General features: G+C 67.6%; 20 protein-coding genes. 15 read left to right on the top strand and 5 right to left on the bottom strand.

Features of this window, described 5'->3' with window-relative positions; all coding sequences use genetic code 11:
- Positions 1-52: 52 nt before the first annotated feature.
- From OY559_RS16165 to OY559_RS16120, 10 genes are all read left to right on the top strand, one after another.
- Complete coding sequence (locus tag OY559_RS16165) at positions 53-1,228, top strand: phosphoglycerate kinase (protein ID WP_277727268.1); 1,176 nt, start codon at positions 53-55, stop codon at positions 1,226-1,228.
- Entirely contained in the window at positions 1,225-1,866 is a 642-nt protein-coding gene (locus tag OY559_RS16160; protein ID WP_277727267.1) for an HAD hydrolase-like protein, read from the top strand. Before OY559_RS16165 ends, OY559_RS16160 begins: the two co-directional genes overlap by 4 nt.
- A 272-nt stretch (positions 1,867-2,138) precedes the next feature.
- Positions 2,139-3,608 carry a pyruvate kinase gene (pyk, locus tag OY559_RS16155; protein WP_192202087.1) on the top strand — a complete coding sequence of 490 codons (1,470 nt, stop codon included), beginning with the start codon at positions 2,139-2,141 and terminating at the stop codon, positions 3,606-3,608.
- A 136-nt stretch (positions 3,609-3,744) separates the two neighbouring features.
- Entirely contained in the window at positions 3,745-4,749 is a 1,005-nt protein-coding gene (locus tag OY559_RS16150) for a class I fructose-bisphosphate aldolase (RefSeq protein ID WP_277727266.1), read from the top strand.
- Between the two features lie 312 nt (positions 4,750-5,061).
- Positions 5,062-5,535: a MarR family winged helix-turn-helix transcriptional regulator gene (locus OY559_RS16145; RefSeq protein WP_277727265.1), complete on the top strand. Its 474-nt coding sequence runs from the start codon at positions 5,062-5,064 to the stop codon at positions 5,533-5,535.
- 8 nt (positions 5,536-5,543) lie between these two features.
- The gene (locus OY559_RS16140; protein ID WP_277727264.1) at positions 5,544-6,635 is read left to right on the top strand and encodes an HlyD family secretion protein; all 1,092 of its coding nucleotides are present in this window, start codon (positions 5,544-5,546) and stop codon (positions 6,633-6,635) included.
- Positions 6,636-6,775: 140 nt separating this feature from the next.
- Positions 6,776-8,332: an MDR family MFS transporter gene (locus OY559_RS16135; RefSeq protein ID WP_277727263.1), complete on the top strand. Its 1,557-nt coding sequence runs from the start codon at positions 6,776-6,778 to the stop codon at positions 8,330-8,332.
- Between the two features lie 55 nt (positions 8,333-8,387).
- Positions 8,388-8,774 carry an SMU1112c/YaeR family gloxylase I-like metalloprotein gene (locus OY559_RS16130; protein ID WP_277727262.1) on the top strand — a complete coding sequence of 129 codons (387 nt, stop codon included), beginning with the start codon at positions 8,388-8,390 and terminating at the stop codon, positions 8,772-8,774.
- Positions 8,775-8,998: 224 nt separating this feature from the next.
- Positions 8,999-9,316 (top strand): zinc-ribbon domain-containing protein, encoded by a 318-nt coding sequence (locus OY559_RS16125; RefSeq protein ID WP_277727261.1) that lies wholly within the window; start codon positions 8,999-9,001, stop codon positions 9,314-9,316.
- Between the two features lie 26 nt (positions 9,317-9,342).
- Positions 9,343-9,807, top strand: a complete 465-nt coding sequence (locus OY559_RS16120; protein WP_277727260.1) for a DUF6265 family protein — start codon at positions 9,343-9,345, stop codon at positions 9,805-9,807.
- A gap of 3 nt (positions 9,808-9,810) precedes the next feature.
- Here OY559_RS16120 and cysK read toward each other — a convergent pair whose 3' ends face one another.
- Entirely contained in the window at positions 9,811-10,785 is a 975-nt protein-coding gene (cysK, locus tag OY559_RS16115; protein ID WP_142125655.1) for a cysteine synthase A, read from the bottom strand.
- A gap of 25 nt (positions 10,786-10,810) precedes the next feature.
- On the bottom strand, positions 10,811-12,271 hold the full coding sequence (gene cysG / locus OY559_RS16110) for a siroheme synthase CysG (RefSeq protein WP_277727259.1): 1,461 nt from the start codon (positions 12,269-12,271) through the stop codon (positions 10,811-10,813).
- A gap of 169 nt (positions 12,272-12,440) precedes the next feature.
- On the opposite strand from cysG, the gene OY559_RS16105 reads away from it, so the two are divergent.
- The 5 genes from OY559_RS16105 (at position 12,441) to OY559_RS16085 (ending at position 14,808) form a co-directional block, all read left to right on the top strand.
- The gene (locus OY559_RS16105) at positions 12,441-13,424 is read left to right on the top strand and encodes a LysR family transcriptional regulator (protein WP_277727258.1); all 984 of its coding nucleotides are present in this window, start codon (positions 12,441-12,443) and stop codon (positions 13,422-13,424) included.
- 78 nt (positions 13,425-13,502) lie between these two features.
- The gene (locus tag OY559_RS16100; protein WP_277727257.1) at positions 13,503-13,850 is read left to right on the top strand and encodes a hypothetical protein; all 348 of its coding nucleotides are present in this window, start codon (positions 13,503-13,505) and stop codon (positions 13,848-13,850) included.
- Complete coding sequence (locus OY559_RS16095; protein WP_277727256.1) at positions 13,847-14,224, top strand: DUF2809 domain-containing protein; 378 nt, start codon at positions 13,847-13,849, stop codon at positions 14,222-14,224. The genes OY559_RS16100 and OY559_RS16095 overlap by 4 nt, the downstream gene beginning before the upstream one ends.
- An 18-nt stretch (positions 14,225-14,242) precedes the next feature.
- Entirely contained in the window at positions 14,243-14,500 is a 258-nt protein-coding gene (locus OY559_RS16090) for a type II toxin-antitoxin system Phd/YefM family antitoxin (RefSeq protein ID WP_277727255.1), read from the top strand.
- Positions 14,488-14,808, top strand: coding sequence for a type II toxin-antitoxin system RelE/ParE family toxin (locus OY559_RS16085; RefSeq protein WP_277727254.1), 321 nt, complete (start codon positions 14,488-14,490; stop codon positions 14,806-14,808). Before OY559_RS16090 ends, OY559_RS16085 begins: the two co-directional genes overlap by 13 nt.
- Before the next feature lie 6 nt (positions 14,809-14,814).
- On the opposite strand, the gene OY559_RS16080 is transcribed toward OY559_RS16085, so the two are convergent.
- From OY559_RS16080 to OY559_RS16070, 3 genes are all read right to left on the bottom strand, one after another.
- A complete protein-coding gene (locus OY559_RS16080) occupies positions 14,815-15,183 on the bottom strand; it encodes a hypothetical protein (protein WP_277727253.1) in 369 nt (122 codons plus the stop codon).
- A 113-nt stretch (positions 15,184-15,296) separates the two neighbouring features.
- Entirely contained in the window at positions 15,297-16,067 is a 771-nt protein-coding gene (locus tag OY559_RS16075) for a LytR/AlgR family response regulator transcription factor (RefSeq protein ID WP_277727251.1), read from the bottom strand.
- The gene (locus tag OY559_RS16070; protein ID WP_277730031.1) at positions 16,064-17,326 is read right to left on the bottom strand and encodes a histidine kinase; all 1,263 of its coding nucleotides are present in this window, start codon (positions 17,324-17,326) and stop codon (positions 16,064-16,066) included. The genes OY559_RS16075 and OY559_RS16070 overlap by 4 nt, the downstream gene beginning before the upstream one ends.
- Between the last annotated feature and the right edge of the window lie 127 nt (positions 17,327-17,453).

Genomic DNA, 17,453 nt, shown 5'->3' with positions numbered 1-17,453 from the left:
ATGCGGGGGCAGGCGGGACAATAGCGGTCTTTCCCGCTGCCCAGGACCTCCCATGCCCATCGTCCGCATGACCGACCTCGACCTCGCCGGCAAGCGCGTGCTGATCCGCCAGGACCTGAACGTGCCGATCGACGGTGGCCGCATCACCTCCGAGCAGCGCATCACCGCGTCCCTGCCGACGCTGAAGCTGGCGCTGCAGAAGGGCGCGGCGGTCATGGTGACCTCGCACCTCGGGCGTCCGAAGGAAGGCGTCTGGAGCGAGGCCGATTCGCTGGCGCCGGTCGCTGCCCGCCTGTCGGAACTGCTCGGTGTCGACGTGCCGCTGGTGAAGGACTGGGTGGAGGGTGTCGATGTGGCGCCGGGCCAGATCGTCCTGCTCGAGAACTGCCGCATGAACGTCGGCGAGGGCAAGGATGACGATGCCCTGTCGAAGAAGTACGCCGCGCTGTGCGACGTGTTCGTCATGGATGCCTTCGGTACCGCGCACCGCGCGCAGGCCTCCACGCATGGCGTGATCCGCTTCGCGCCGGTCGCGGCCGGCGGACCGCTGCTGATGGCCGAACTGGATGCGCTGGACAAGGCGCTGGCCAATCCGGCCCGCCCGCTGCTGGCCATCGTCGCCGGCAGCAAGGTGTCCACCAAGCTGGAACTGCTGACCAGCCTGGTCGGCAAGGTCGACCAGTTGATCGTCGGCGGCGGCATCGCCAACACGTTCATCGCAGCGGAAGGCCATGCCGTGGGCAAGTCGCTGTACGAAGCGGACCTGATCGACACGGCGAAGAAGATCGACGCCGATGCGAAGGCGCGCGGCGCCGAGATCCCGCTGCCGACCGACGTTGTGGTCGCCACCGCGTTCGCCGCCGACGCACCGGCGACGGTGAAGGCCGTCGATGCCGTCGCGGAAGACGAACTGATCCTCGACATCGGCCCGCAGACCGCGCAGCGCTATGCCGATCTCATCAAGTCCGCCGGCACGGTGGTGTGGAACGGGCCGGTGGGCGTGTTCGAGTTCGATGCGTTCGGCAAGGGTACCGAGACGCTGGCGCGCGCCATCGCGCAGTCGAAGGCGTTCTCCATCGCCGGTGGTGGCGACACGCTCGCGGCCGTGGACAAATACGGCATCGCCGGCGACGTCAGCTACATCTCCACAGGCGGCGGGGCGTTCCTGGAATTCCTGGAAGGCAAGACGCTGCCGGCCGTGGCCGCGCTGGAAGCGCGCGGCCAGTGAGCCGCGCCACGCTGTTCTTCGATCTCGACGGAACGCTGATCGATTCGGCCATCGGGATCACGCGCTGCATCACGCATGCCCTGACGCAGCTGGAGCATCCGGTACCGACCGACGCCGAACTGCGTGGCTGGATCGGCCCGTCGCTGCGGACCAGCTTCATGCCGCTGCTGGGCGACCCGGTCAGGGTCGAAGCGGCGGTGGAGCTCTATCTCGAGCGCTTCGAGTCGCACGGCTGGCTGGAGCACCAGGTGTACGCCGGCATCGGCGAAGCCATCGAAGTGCTGCACGCGGATGGCCACCGGCTTGCCGTCGTCACCGCCAAGAACGAACCGCACTCGCGGAAGATCCTCGCCCACCTGCCGTTCGGTGATCGCTTCGAAGACATCATCGGTGCCACCGCGGATGGCCGGTTGAGCCACAAGAAGGACCTGATTGGCGAAGCGCTTCAGCGCCTGTCGTTGGCGCCGGAGGCATGCGTCATGATCGGCGACCGGCACATGGACATCGACGGCGCGCGCCATCATGGCATGCGCAGCGTGGGCGTACTGTGGGGATTCGGCGACGAACAGGAGCTGCGCGATGCAGGCGCGCACCATCTCGCGGGCACGCCCGACCAGTTGCGGCCACTGTTCGCCTGAGGTCAAGCGCGCGATCAAACGCGCGTTTCATCGCCTTTTTTTGCGCACTCGGGTGTGCGTGCGCAGCATGCTGCCTGTGCGCAGAGACCAAAAAAATACCAGTCGCGCGGGTGCGTGGATCATCAGGAAAGCGCTTTGAAACAGCGCTTTCCCCGCGCCGTACCCTGTGCGCGGAGGGCTGTCCCGGGACAGCGGCATGACGTTGGGAATGTCAGTCGTTCCGAAGAAGTTTCGCTGTGGTAGCGTTTGCGCGATCACAGGGAATCCGCACCATGACCGAACGCCAGCGCCGCACCAAGATCCTCGCCACCCTCGGACCGGCGACGGACCCGCCCGGCGTGCTCGAAGAATTGTTCCGTGCCGGCGTCAACGTGGTGCGCCTGAACTTCTCTCACGGTGATCCGTCGGGCCAGGCCAAGCGCGCCGCGGCGGTGCGTCTGGCGGCACAGCGCGTGGGCGCGGAGGTCGGCATCCTCGCCGACCTGCCAGGGCCGAAGATCCGCGTGGAGCGGTTCGCCGAAGGCAAGGTGGTGCTGAAGACCGGCGACCGCTTCGACCTGGTGGCCAGTGTCGACGCGCCTCCGGGCGATGCCTCGCAGGTGGGCGTCAGCTACCTCGGCCTGCCGGGCGACGTGGAAGCCGGTGACGTGCTGCTGCTCGACGATGGCTTGATGCAGCTCCAGGTGGTGAAGGTCGACGGCGAGCGCATCGTCTGCACCGTGCTCAACGACGGCGTGCTGTCCGACCGCAAGGGCCTGAACAAGCAGGGCGGTGGCCTGTCGCTGGGTGCGTTGACCGAGCGCGACCGCGAGCTGATCGCCTACGTGGCCGAGAACATCGGCGTGGACTTCATCGCCGTGTCGTTCTGCCGCAATGCCGACGACATGAACGAGGCGCGCCGCATCGCGCGCGAACACGGCTGCGACGCCGCGCTGGTCTCCAAGATCGAACGCACCGAGGCCATCGAGAACCTGGCCGAGATCGTCGATGCCAGCGACGTGGTGATGGTGGCGCGCGGCGACCTGGGCGTTGAGATCGGCGATGCCGAACTGCCCGGCCTGCAGAAGAAGATCATCCGCGAGTCGCTGGCGCGCAACAAGGTGGTGATCACCGCCACCCAGATGCTGCAGTCGATGGTGGACAGCCCGATCCCCACGCGCGCCGAAGTGCTGGACGTGGCGAACGCCGTCATCGACGGCACCGACGCGGTGATGCTGTCGGCGGAAACAGCCGCGGGCAGCTATCCCGTGCGCGCGGTCGAGGCGATGGCACGCATCTGCCTGGGTGCCGAGAAGCAGTTCGAGATGGACACCGACTTCGAGAAGGCGCCGCGCAACCTGGAGCGTGCCGACCAGGCCATCGCCATGGCGACCATGTTCCTGTCCGAGCACATCGGCGTGCGCGCGATCGTGGCGATGACCGAATCCGGCGGCACCGCGCGCTTCCTTTCGCGCTTCCGTTCCAATGCGCCCATCTATGCGTTCTCACGCCACGACGGCGCCCGTCGCAAGATGGCGATGATCCGCGACGTGTTCCCCATCGCCTTCGACAGCCGCGGCTTGGCCCCGCGCGAGGCCGCGCGCGATGCGATGCGCGTGCTTCACGACCGTGAACTGCTGGCCGAGGGCGACCGCGTGATCTTCACCAGCGGCGACCACATGGAAAAGCACGGCGCCACCAACACCCTGCGCCTGCTGCAGATGGGCGAGCGCGGCAAGGCCGAGGGACTGGGCGAGCTGTAACCGGTTTCGCTCGGGGCTTGTGCGCCCCGCGACCGTCCCCGGATGCGCCCCGGCGTGCTCATGGCCCGATGTCGCCCGCTGCCGGCGTGACGCGGGCTACAATTGGTATCTTTCCCGCCGCTTCCCCAGGAACCCCATGAGCATCGAACAGCTTGCCGAAACCGCCCAGGCCATGGTGGCCGCGGGCAAGGGCATCATCGCGATCGACGAGTCCACCACCACCATCGCCAAGCGGTTCCAGGGCGTGGGCATCGAGAACACCGAAGAGAACCGGCGCGCCTACCGCGAGCTGCTGCTAACCACGCCGAAGCTGTCGGACTACATTTCCGGCGCGATCCTGTTCGACGAGACCTTGCGCCAGTCCACCAAGGACGGCGTGCCTTTCGCCAAGTACATGAGCGACAACGGGATCATCCCCGGCATCAAGGTCGACAAGGGCACGCATGCTCTGGCCGGCTGCCCGGGCGAGGTGGTCACCGAAGGCCTCGACGGCCTGCGCGACCGTCTGAAGGAGTACTACAAGCTCGGCGCGCGCTTCGCCAAGTGGCGTGCGGTCATCACCATCGGCGAAGACATCCCCTCGGGCACCTGCATCGAGGCCAACGCCCACGCGCTGGCACGCTATGCGGCGCTGTGCCAGGAATGCGGCCTGGTGCCGATGGTGGAGCCGGAAGTGCTGATGGACGGCGACCACAACATCGAGGTCTGCTATGAAGTGACCGAGGCCGTGCTGCGCTCGCTGTTCGGCGCGCTGTACGAGCAGAACGTGTTGCTGGAAGGCACCATCCTGAAGGCCTCGATGGTCATCGCCGGCAAGGACTGCGAAGAGCAGGCCGATGTCGACGAAGTGGCCGAGTCCACCGTGATGTGCCTGAAGAGCACCGTGCCGGCGATCCTGCCGGGCGTGGTGTTCCTGTCCGGCGGCCAGACCGACGAGCAGTCGACTGCCCACCTTAATGCGATGAACCAGTTGGGCAACCTGCCGTGGCCGCTGAGCTTCTCCTATGGCCGCGCCATGCAGCAGGCCGCGCTGAAGCTGTGGTCGCAGGACCTGGTGGGCAACTTCGCCAAGGCGCAGGCCGTGGTGTACGAGCGTGCCAAGGAAAATGGCCTGGCTGCGCAGGGCAAATGGGAAGGCTGATCGCCTGCGCCACCTGGAAGTAATTTCGACGCCGGCCTCGTGCCGGCGTCGTCGTTTCCGGGGGGCGGAATCCGGAATCAAGGAGCGCAACCGTCCCCTCGAACCGTCATTCCCGCCTGCGCGGGGATGACGACGTCCCTTCCATCGTCCCGGGCCGGGGCGCACTTCGGCCTGACGCGTGAGCAAGGGCAGCTTCGTCAACCAGGCGATCGGCCTGTTCAACCTTCAAGACGGGACCTTTGCCGAAAGCGCGGCTGAACAGAGTTCTCTGCCTTGAACATTATTGCCTAAGCAGCTATATCATAGGCACCCATGAGCAATGCAAACGGCAAGAGCACCATCGGTTACCTGATCGCGGACCTCAGCCGTTTGTTCGGCCGCGTGTTCGACCGGCGCGCCGCGCACCTGGGCCTGACCCGCGTGCAGTGGCGTGCGCTCAAGCGGATCCACCAGAGCGAAGGCATCACCCAGTCCGAGCTGGCCGACCTGCTCGACATGGAGCCGATCGCCGTCGGCCGCGTGCTGGACCGCCTGCAGAAGGCCGGCTTCATCGAGCGCCGCAGCGATCCGGACGACCGCCGCGTATGGCGCCTGCACCTGCTCCCGCAATCCGACGCGGTGATGCACGACATCGAAGCCGTGTCCGTGTCCGTGCGCGAGGACTGCCTGGCCGGCGTCGACGCCGACGAACTGGCGACGACGCTGAAGGTGCTCGGCCAGATCCGCGAAAACCTCTCCCTGCTCGACCGCGCAAGCCGCGGCGAGTCCTCCCTCCGCAAGAGCTGACTCCGACCATGACCAGCAAGATCAATGAAGCCGGCGAAAGCGCGGCCAAACCCTCCGCTCCCAAGCGCCGCCGCGTGCCGGTGTGGCTGTGGGTCGCCGGCCCGCTGGCGGTCGCCGGCTTCTTCGGCTGGGAATACGTCGCCTCGCAGCGCGAAGTGAGCACCGACAACGCCTATATCAAGGCCGAACGCATCCTGATCGCGCCGCAGGTCGGTGGCCGCGTGGTCGAAGTGGCCGTGCAGCAGAACCAGCCGGTGAAGAAGGGCGACCTGCTGTTCCGCATCGATGCCGATCCGCTGACGATCGCGGTGGCGCAGAACGAAGCGCTGGTCGCACGCATGGCCAATACGGCCAGTGCCAGCCGTGCAAAGGTGGTCGGTACCGGCACTTCGATCCAGGCCGCGCGAGAAACGCTGGCGTGGGCGCAGCGCGATCTCCAGCGCATGCAGCAGCTCGCCGGCCAGCAGCTCGTCTCGCGCAAGATGCTGGACGACGCGCGCCACGCGGTCGCCGAAGCGCGCACCGATCTGGGCGACGCCATCGCCACCCAATCCGAAGCCACCGCCTCGCTCAGCGGCAGCCCGGGCACGCCGACGCAGGACCTGCCCGAGTACCGCGCCGCGATGGCGATGCTGGCGAAGGCGCGGCTCGACCTGGCGCATGCCGAAGTGCGCGCGCCCGTGGACGGCATCGTCGGCCTGCACGACCTGCAGGTGGGCGAGTACATCAACGTCGGCCAGTCCGCCATGCCGCTGGTCGCCACCTCGCCGATCTGGGTGGAAGCCAACTTCAAGGAAACCGAGCTGACGAAGATGCAGGTCGGCCAGCCGGCGACCATCGAGGTCGACTCGTATCCCGGTGTGACATGGAAGGCGCATGTCGCTTCCATCGCACCCGCCTCGGGCGCCGAGTTCAGCGTCCTGCCGCCGCAGAACGCCACCGGCAACTGGGTGAAGATCGTGCAGCGCATCCCGGTGCGCCTCGAGATCGACAGCGCCGCCGCGGATGCCCCGCAACTGCGCGCCGGCATGAGCGCCGACGTGCATGTCGAGCTGCGCGACGGCGGTACCGCCTCCAGCCGCGCCACCGCCGCGCGCTGAGTTCCTGTTTCCATGTCATCCCGGGCGTGTGCGGACGCGGGTGAGGGCACTGTGGTGGGGCCCGGCCCCGCTGACGCCGCGCCCCGGGTGACCTCTGGATCGTCGCGCACCGCGGGCGTCGATCCCTTCCGGATTTCTCCATGAGCACGACTGCCGTCTCCCCTGCACCTGCGCACGACGACACCGGCAAGCGCACGCTGCTGGTCGGCTCGGTGATGCTGGCCACGCTGATGCAGGCGCTGGACACCACTATCGCCAACGTCGCGCTGCCCGACATGCAGGGTTCGCTGTCGGCTACCCAGGACCAGGTGTCGTGGGTGCTGACCAGCTACATCGTCGCCGCTGCGATCCTCACGCCGGTCACCGGCTGGCTGGCGGGCCGCCTCGGGCGCCGTCGCCTGCTGATCATCGCGGTCAGCGGCTTCACCGTCGCCTCGCTGCTGTGCGGCATCGCCAGCGGCATTGGCGAGATGGTGATGTTCCGCATCCTGCAGGGCGTGTTCGGCGCGTCGCTGGTGCCGATTTCGCAGTCGCTGCTGCTCGATGCCTTCCCGAAGGAAAAACACGGCGCCGCGATGGCGATGTGGGGCATGGGCATCATGGTCGGGCCCATCCTCGGTCCGCCCCTCGGTGGCTTCCTGACCCAGAACTACAGCTGGCACTGGGTGTTCCTGATCAACCTGCCGATCGGCATCCTCGCGCTGGTCGGCATCATGGCCAGCGTGAAGAAGGACGTGGTGCAGGAGCGCAAGCTCGACGGTGTCGGGCTGGGCCTGCTGGCGCTGGGCATTGGCGCGCTGCAGCTGTTCCTCGATCGTGGACAGAGCGAGGATTGGTTCGGCAGCGTCGAGATCCAGATCGAAGCCGCGCTCGCCTTCCTCGCGCTCTACATGTACGGCCTGTGGTGGTGGCGCAAGCGCGAGCACGCGCTGCTCGACCTGGGCCTGTTGAAGAACGCCAACTTCGCCGTCGGCTGCGCGCTGATCTTCGTCGTGGGCATCGTGCTGTTCGCCACGCTGGCGCTGCTTCCGCCGTACCTCAGCACGCTGATGAACTACCCGGTGCTGACCATCGGCCTGGTGCTGGCGCCACGTGGCGTCGGCACGATGTTCAGCATGATGGTGGTCGGTCGCCTGCTGGGCCGCATCGACGCGCGCTGGCCGATCCTGGTCGGCATGGGGCTGATGGTGTTCTCGCTGCACGGCATGACCCAGTTCGGGCCAAATGCGTCGATGGAATCCATTGTCTGGCTGGGCGTGGTGCAGGGCATGGGGCTGGGCCTGGTGTTCGTGCCGATCTCGACGGTCGCCTACGCAACCCTGGAACCGCACCAGCGCACCGAAGCCGCCGGCCTCTTCAGCCTGGTGCGCAACATCGGCTCGTCGGTCGGCATCTCGGTGGTGATGACGATGCTGTCGCGTGCGATGCAGGTGAACCATGCCGAGATCGGTGCGCGTATTCCCGCGTTCGGTGCGGAGACGACGCTGCTGCCCGCGGCGATGGATCCGTCCACGGCGACCGGCCTCGCATTGCTCAACGCCGAGGTCAACCGGCAGGCGGCGGCGATCGGCTACCTCAACGACTTCAAGCTGATGATGCTGCTGACGCTGGTGTCGATGCCGCTGGTGCTGTTGATGCGTGGCGGCAGGGCGCCGTCGGGTGGAAACGCCAGTGCGGACGCGGCTGCGGCGCATTGAATGGCGGGTCAGGCCCGCCTGCAGAGACTGCGGTACCTGCGCCTACAATGCCCGCATGAAGATAGAAGGCCTGCACCACGTTGCGATCATCGCGTCGGACTACGCGCGCTCGAAGCGCTTCTACGCCGACGTGCTCGGACTACGCGTGGTCGCCGAGCACTATCGTGCAGGACGTGACTCCTGGAAGCTCGATCTCGCGCTGCCTGATGGCACGCAGGTCGAGCTGTTCTCCTTTCCCTCGCCACCGCCGCGGGTGTCGCGTCCGGAAGCGTGTGGCCTTCGCCACCTCGCCCTGCGCGTCACGGACCTCGATGTCGCCGTCGCGCATCTTTACAGGCATGGCGTGGAATGCGAGCCGGTCCGCGTGGACGAGTACACGGGTCGCCGCTTCACCTTCTTCGCCGATCCGGACGATCTGCCGCTGGAGCTGTACGAGCAGTGATCCGCAGTGGCTTGCTGTAGGAGCGACCTGAGTCGCGACCGCGTGCCATCCATGTTGGGATCTCGCGGACAGCGCATCGTCTTGCCGCGCCCGGCTTGACCAAGGATATGTGTGGCCGACGACAGGCGGTCGCGACTGACGTCGCTCCTGCAGGACTCCGTACAAACGTGGATTCGCCCGCCTCGGCCTGCTAACGTGCGTGCCGTTCACTCGGGGGATGTCGGATGTTCTGCAGGCAATGCGGCCAGCAACTGGTCGACGAGGCGGTCGCGTGCCCGCAATGCGGCGTGGCGACGGGGTACTTCCCGCAGGCCGTGGCGCAGGGAAAAAGCCGCACCAACTTCATCCTGTTCGGTGCGTTGCTGGGGTTGATCGGCGTGCCGGGGGTGCACAATTTCTACGCCGGCTACAGCCAGAAGGGGTTGATCCAGCTGCTGGTCAGCGTGCTTTCGTGCTGGCTGCTCTGGTTGCCGATGTACATCTGGACGATCGTGGAGATATGTACCGTCACCGTCGACAGCGACGGCAAGCCGATGTATTGAGGCGTCACGTCGATGAGGGAAATGCCATGAAGCCAACCGTCCTGTGCATGACCGGCCTGCTGTTGTCGGTGGCATCCGGCGCACATGCCGGAGAACTGGATTGGCTGGCCGGCCACTGGTGCGGCCTGCGCGGCAAGACCTTCAGCGAGGAAACCTGGATGGCGCCGCGCGGGGGCCTTCTCGTCGGCATGCACCGCGACTCGCGCGATGGCAAGGCGACGGGCTTCGAGTTCATGCGCATCGCGCAGCAGGACGGGCGATGGGTGTTCCTGGCGCAGCCGGGCGGCGGCGCGGTCACCGCGTTCCCGGCGGCCAGCGTGGAGAAGGATCGTGTCGTGTTCGCCAATCCCGCGCACGACTTTCCGCGTCGTGTGATCTACCAGCGGCGGGACGTCGACACGCTGCATGCCCGCGTGGACGATGGCCGCGATGACGGCAAGGCGCTGGAATGGACGTGGCGGCGCGACTGCGACGCGCCGCCGGCCGATTGAACCTTACGGCAGCGCGGCCTCGCCCAGCGAGGCCAGCCAGTCGTCGTCCGAGCCTTCGTTGACGCCTTCGAACAGGGGCGTGGAGAAGTAGCGCTCGCCGGTATCCGGCAGCATCGCCAGCAGCACGTCGCCCGGCTTGGCCTTCTGTGCGACCTGCAACGCGGCCGCGACGGTGGCGCCGCCGGAGATGCCGACGAAGATGCCTTCTTCGGCCGCCAGGCGGCGCGCGGTGGCGATGGACTCCACGTCGGTGACCGGCAGGATCTCGTCGGCCACCTCGCGGTTCAGTACGTCCGGCACGAAGTCCGGGGTCCAGCCCTGGATCTTGTGCGGCTGCCACTCCTTGCCCTGCAACAGCGAGGCGCCGGCCGGTTCGGAGGCGGTGATGCGTACTTCCGGACGCGCGACCTTCAGCACTTCGCCGACGCCGGTGAGCGTGCCGCCCGTGCCCCAGCCCGTGACGAAGTGATCGAGTCGCTGGCCGGCGAAATCGCGCAGGATTTCCGCTGCCGTGGTCTGGCGATGGTAGGCGGGGTTGGCGGGATTGGCGAACTGGCGGGCGAGGAACCAGCCGTGCTGCTTCGCCAGTTCCTCGGCGCGGCGGACCATGCCGCTGCCGCGCTCGGCGGCCGGCGTCAGGATGACCTTGGCGCCATAGGCGCGCATCAGCTTGCGGCGTTCGATGGAGAAGGTTTCCACCATCGTGGCGACGAACTTGTAGCCGCGCGCGGCGGCGACCATGGCGAGCGCGACGCCGGTGTTGCCGGAGGTCGCCTCCACGATAGTGTCGCCCGGCTTCAGCAGGCCCTTGGCTTCGGCGTCGAGGATGATGGCCAGTGCCAGGCGGTCCTTCACCGAGCCACCGGGGTTGAACGATTCGACTTTGGCGTACAGCGTGACGTGCTCGGGCGCGATGCGGTGCAGTTTGACGACCGGGGTGCGGCCGATGGTGTCCAGGATGCTGTCGTAAACGGCCATGGGGTCTCCGTGGGTAAGCGGTGGATCAGGCGGCCTGCAGTGTGGGCGCCGGAAGGTTGCGGGATTGTGTGGGGACGGCCGCATCGACGGGTGGCGCACCGAACCAGTGCAGCGTGCCGGCGAGGGCGGCGACTTCGCCCAGGATCAGCAGGGCGGGCGAGCGCACCTGATGGGAACGCGCGATCTCCGGCAGATCGGCCAGCGTGCCGGTGACCACCCGCTGGTCGCGCCGCGAGCCGTTTTCGACCAGGGCGAACGGCGTGGACGGTGCGCGGCCATGGGCGACGAGCCGGTCGCGCAGTCCCTCCAGCCCGGCCACGCCCATGTAGACGGCGAGTGTCTGCCGCTCCTGCGCCAGCGCATGCCAGTCCAGCGTGTCGAACGAGTCCTTGCAATGCGCGGTCACCAGCCTGACCGCTTGCGCGTGGTCGCGATGGGTCAGTGGAATGCCGGCGTAGGCGGCGCAGGCGACGGCGGCGGTGATGCCGGGCACCACTTCGTAGGGAATGCCGTGCGCGCGCAGGAATTCCAGTTCTTCGCCGCCCCGGCCGAACACGAACGGATCGCCGCCCTTCAGCCGCACCACGCGCTTGCCCTTGCGCGCGTGTTCCAGCATCAGCGCATGGATGTCGTCCTGGCGGGTGCTGTGTCCCGTCGCCGACTTGCCCACTTCGATGTAGGTCGCGTCGCGACGGCCGAGGCGCAGCACATCCTCGCTGACCAGGCGGTCGTGCAGGATGACGTCGGCCTCGTTCATCGCCCGCAATGCGTTGAGCGTCAGCAGTCCGGCATCGCCGGGGCCGGCGCCGACCACCGCCACGGAACCGGCGTGCGTGGCGGCCGCGCGCTCATCCAGCATGGCCTGGAAATGCTGTTCGGCCTGCGCGTGCAACTGCTGGCGGAACAGGCGGGGCAAGGGACCCGCCAGCAGGGCCTCGAAGAAGCGGCGCCGCTCGCCGGGCTGCGGGAAGCGTTGGCGGATGCGCTGGCGCTGGCGGGTGAACAGGTTGGCCAGCGAGGCCCAGGAATCATCCAGCAGCGTTTCCAGTTGGCGACGCAGGTGGCGCGCCAGCATCGGCGCACCGCCGCCGCTGGAGATGGCGATCTGCAGCGGTCCGCGTTCGACGATGGCGGGCACGTGGAAGCTGGAAAGTTCACCGTCGTCCACGACATTGGCGAATACATGACGCGCTTCGGCGGCGGTGGCGACCGCGCGGTTGACCGCCGTGTCGTCGGTCGCGGCGACCACCAGCCACGCACCGGCAAGCCAATGGGCATCGAAGTGGCCGGGGATCCAGTCGATCCGGCCTTCCCCGTGCCAGGCGCGCAGGCGCGGGGTCAGGTCCGGCGCGCCGACACGCGGACGCGCGCCGGCATGCAGCAGCGCTTCGGTCTTCCGCTCCGCCACCGGCCCGCCGCCCACGACCAGTACCCGGCGGTCTTTCAGGTCGGCGAACAGGGGAAACAACGGAACGCTCACGGGCATCGGATGGATGGCGACTGGGCTGCTGACCGTACTGCCGCGCCAGGATGGTCGGAAATGACATCCCACCAAAACCATATAGCTTGCGGTTATAAGCTCCGACGGCTACGGTCCGGGCAAATCCTCTACAGTCCAAGGCCCCCTCCCGGCGGGCCGCCGTGCCCCCACGCCGATGACGCTGACCCAACTTCGTTACCTGGTGGCCATCGCCGACGCCGACCTCAACATCACGCTGGCGGCGGCGCGGGTGCATGCCACCCAACCCGGCCTGTCCAAGCAGTTGAAGCAGCTGGAAGACGAGCTGGGCTTCCTGCTGTTCGTGCGCAAGGGTCGCAGCCTGGAATCCGTGACGCCCGCCGGCCACGAAGTGATCGACCGGGCCCGTCTGGTGCTGGGCGAGGCCAACAACATCCGCACCTATGCCGCCAACCAGCGCCGCGAGAGCCAGGGCCAGCTGGTACTGGTCACCACCCATACGCAGGCGCGCTTCGTGCTGCCGCCGGCCATTGCGCAGATCAAGCGCGACTTCCCGCAGGTCAGCGTGCATCTTCAGCAGGCTCCGGAAAGCACGGCGCTGGACCTGCTGACCCAGGGTGATGCCGACATGGCCGTGGTCAGTACCGCCGGCGATCCGCCACAGGCGGGCATCGCCGTGCCGCTGTACCGCTGGCGAAGGCTGGTGCTTGTGCCTCGTGGCCATGCGCTGGAGCAGCTCGGTCGCGTGCCTGCGATGGCCGACCTCGCCGATCAGCCGTTGATCAGCTACGAGTCGTCCACCCGTCCGGGGTCGTCCTTGCAGCGTGCTTTCGCCAAGGTGGGGCTGGAGCCGAACATCGCCCTGACGGCGCTCGATGCCGACCTCATCAAGACCTACGTCCGCGCCGGCCTCGGCGTGGGCCTGCTGGCCGAGATGGCGGTGAATGCCACCGACACCGACCTGCGCGCCTGGCCGGCACCGCCCGAGGTGAAGGAGTGCATCGCCTGGGCCGTGCTGCCACGCGAGCGGGTGCTGCGCGACTACGCGCTGGACCTGGTGCGCGCGCTGGCGCCGCAGATCGACCGCCGCGACCTGCGGCGGGTGATCGACGGCAACCAGGACCCCGACTGGCCGGAGCCGCCCACCTGGCAGTCGTTGACGCAGACGATCACGAGCTGATGGTTCCCCCGATCGCGTGATTGACGCGGCCTGCCCGCGGGAGCGAGTCTGCACACCATCGCCCCCGCCTGATCCGCCATGAACCGCATCTCCCGGATGGTCGCCCGCATGTATGCCCCGGCCGCGGTGCTCGCGGTCGGCGGCTTTGCCACGGCGGAAGTGGTGACGCGCACCGGACGCGCGCTCGGCGACATCACGCCGCAGCGGTTGGCTTCGTTGTCGTTCCTGTTGGCCATCCTGCTCGGAACGGCGTGGGCATTGCATTCCAGTTGGCGCCTGTATCGCTGGGCGCGCGGCCGCGAGCTGCGCTGCGCCTGCGGCGGCATGATGTCGCGCGTGCGCTACAACCGGCAGCGGCAGAAGTACCGCAAGTGCCTGGCCTGTGGGGGCAAGACGCTGGAAGGTGCGCATTGCGGCAGCGCATGAGGTGGCGGTTCGACGCCGTCGCGGCGGCGTGGGCGGTCGGCGTGTTCGTGGTGCTCGTCCTGCTCGCCACGGTGGGTGACGGTTGGGGGTGGATACGCAGTTTCGTAGGCGACGTCATCGCCGTCGTCTGGGTGCACTGCGTGCTTGCCAGCGTCTTGTGGCTGCGTCCGCCGATGCGTCCGCTGCTGGCGCTCGCCCTCGGACTTGGTGTCGAGGCAGCGCAGTACGTCAGCCAGCTGACGGGCTGGCAGGTCGCATCACCGGTCCTGCGCATCGTGCTGGGCAGCACGCCGGACTGGCTTGACGTGGTCGCCTATCTGATCGGGTTCGTATTGGCGTGCCTGCTGGAACGGCGCTTGCCGGGCAGCAAGTGATACTGTAGTGTCACTTTCATGCGCACCGAACTCGTCACCACGCTGAAGCGCCAGGCCACCGATCTGCTGGCCGATGTCGAACGGGATCGCGAGCCGATCCTGATCACGCAGCACGGATTGCCCAGCGCGTATCTTGTCGACGTGGAAACCTACGAGACGCTGTTGTCGCGCATGGCCGTGCTGGAAGGCATCGCGCGCGGCGAACAGGCCGTCGCTGAAGGTCGGGCGGTCACCCATCGTCAAGCCAAGGACCGGCTTGCCAGATGGTTGAAATAGTCTGGTCGGAGCCGGCGCTGGCCGACCTCGACGCCATCGCCGACTACATCGCCCTGGACAATCGTGCGGCCGCCGTCGAGCTGGTCCGGCGCGTATTCGCGCATGTGGACCATCTGGCGGATCATCCCGACAGCGGCAGCCGACCTCCGGAGCTGAAGCGCGGCCGCTACCGCCAGATCGTCGAACCGCCGTGCCGCGTGTTCTATCGATCAGAGCCGGGGCGCGTGCTCCTCCTGCATGTCATGCGCAGTGAGCGACTGCTCCGGCCCGGCATGTTGCAAGCACGCAGGCCCATCAAACCACGCTGAAAGCCCTCAGGCGCCGCAGACGGCGTCTTTGTCGGCGTCCTGGGATACGCATTCCCGGAAATCCTGCGGCAGGCCACGGATCTCATGCGTCTTGCCGGGCGCCAGGCTGAAGTCCTCCAGCGGCGTGCGGGCGCAGGTCGCCGGGTTCTCGCCGGCCGCGGGCGCGGGGCAGCGTTCGGCATAAACGCGGTAATGGCACTGCCCGCTTTCGCTGGCGAAGCATTCGAACGTGGCCACGCCCTCGCGCAGCGTGGTCTTGCTGAAAAGCGTGTCCACGCCGTTGGCGCTGCTGTGGTGGATGGTGGTGACGCTGGGCTTCTCGTTGCATCCTGCCAGGGCCATCAGGCAGGACAGCAGGGAGGTGACGATGCGCATGGCGTTTCCTCTGGTGTTTCGATGGGCAAAGGCAAGCCATCCACGACGCAGATGCGCCGTGCCGGTGATGCCACGTTGGATGCCGCGCGGAGCGGGCGGGTTTAGAGCGGCGACTACATGTTGCGGAACAGGCTCATGAAGGGCTGGCTGACGGTCAGCGTTTCCGGCCGCGTCTTCAGCTTCAGCCGGCCACGGCCCGCGTCATCGCGACTGACCGATGCCACTGCCTTCATGTTGACGATGGTGGAGCGGTGGATCTGCTTGAACGTGTTGGCGTCCAGCGAATCGAGCAACTCGCGCAGCGGAGTGCGCAACAGCGATTCGCCTTCGGCGGTCATCACGGTGGTGTACTTGTTGTCGGCCTGGAAGTAGGCCACGTCATCCACCATGATCAGCCGGGTGTCCTTGCCCGCGCTGGCGGTGATCCACACCAGCGGCGGCTTCGACGACGTGACTTCCCGTGCCGACAGGTGGCGCAGCAGCGCTTCCAGCGTGGCGCCATCGGGATGCCCCGCCGCCGCGCGTGCCTGGATGCGCTGCACGGTGGCCAGCAGCCGTTCGCGCGTGATCGGCTTGAGCAGGTAGTCGATCGCGCCCTGTTCGAACGCATCGATCGCATACTGGTCGTAGGCGGTGACGAACACCACCTGCGTGCGCGGGCTCGCATCGGCCAGGCCGCGCGCGACCTCAATCCCGGTCAGGCCGGGCATGCGGATGTCGAGGAAGGCCACGTCCGGCTGCAGTTCGGCGATGGATTCCAGCGCGCTGGCGCCGTCCTCGCATTCGGCCACGATGTCCAACTGCGGCCAGGCCTCCTTCAGCAGCGAGGACAGCGCTGTGCGCAGCAGTTCCTCGTCTTCGGCGATCACGCCCCGGAAGTTCATGCGGCACCTGCCTTGCCGGCCAGCGGCAGCGTCAGCGTGGCGGCGACGCCACTGGGGAAGTTGGACACGATGGCGAACGAAGCCTCGCTGCCGAAGGTCAGGCGCAGGCGTTCGCGCAGGTTCTTCAGGCCGATGCCGGTACCGGTGCTCTGGCCGCCGAAGCCCTGGCCGTCGTCGGCGACGGTCAGCGTCGCATGATCGTCGTGCTGCCGCGCCAGGATCCAGATGGTGCCGCCGCCGGTCTTGGGCTCCAGCCCGTGCTTGATCGCGTTCTCCACCAGCGTCTGCAGCATCATCGACGGCATCGGCACCGCCTTCAGCGTATCCGGCACTTCCACCTGCACGTTGAGCCGTGTGCCCATGCGGATCTTCAGGATCTCCAGGTAGGCCCGGGTGCGCTCCAGTTCCTCGCCCAGCGTGGACAGGGCGTCGTCGGTGCGCGGCAGCGAGCTGCGCAGGTAGTGGATCAGGTGGCCGAGCATGATGTCGGCGCGCGGCGGATCGGTGCGGGTCAGCACCTGTGCGCTGGCCAGCGTGTTGTAGAGGAAGTGCGGCTCCACCTGCGCGTTGAGCAGGTTCAGGCGCGCCACGGTCAGCTCCTTCTCGCTGACGGTCTTCTCGACATCGGCCTGCTCCTGGCGGCGCTGGTCGGCGACGCGGCGGGTGATGGCGCGGGTGACGGCTTCCGCGTTTTCCACATTGACGCCGTCGTCCAGCACGAACAGGTCGAGCCACGCGCTGGCGTCGGGCCCCAGCATCAGGGTGATGCTGCTGGTGCCATTGCCGGGCGTGACGGTCGCCTGCACAAGGTCACGCTTCACCGCGAAGCGGGCCATGATGTTGAAGCGCGACGGCTGGCTGGGGCCGTCGAAGCTGTCCACGCGGCGCACCTTGACCCGCACCTGCAGGCTGTCGGGTGCGCTCTCTGCGTCCTCGGCGCGCGGCAGTTCGCGCAGCGCGCCTTCGATCAGGTCGAAGGCGGCGGCCGTATCCAGCGGCACTTCGATCTGCCGGCGCTGGCGGCTCGACAGCGTGGTGCTGTCCAGGCGCCCCGTGATCAGCCAGATCCGGCGCAGGTGGCTGATCGTGCCGATCAGTACCGAGATCATCACCAGCGTCGCTGCCAGGTTGAACAGCCAACTGGCGCCGCCGGACAGGAACGTGTGCTCGAAGAGGCCGTTCCACACGAAGCCCGCCATCAGGATCGCGCCGAACCAGGCGACGAGGATGCGGATGATCAGGAGCAGGCTGGGGAACACGTCGGGCACCGCGGCTTCGGGAGTGCCGTGGAGGATAGCCCGCCAGTCCCGGGAGGGAAGAGGGCGCGCGACGGACCCCGCGATGCGGCGACGAAACCGGGCTGGCCCGACGCGAATGCCTCAGGCT

Origin of the sequence: Pseudoxanthomonas sp. SE1, assembly GCF_029542205.1 — a bacterium.
Lineage (GTDB): Bacteria > Pseudomonadota > Gammaproteobacteria > Xanthomonadales > Xanthomonadaceae > Pseudoxanthomonas_A.
The sequence above is the reverse complement of the archived record's forward strand: the minus strand, read 5'-3'. Positions and strand labels throughout refer to the sequence as shown.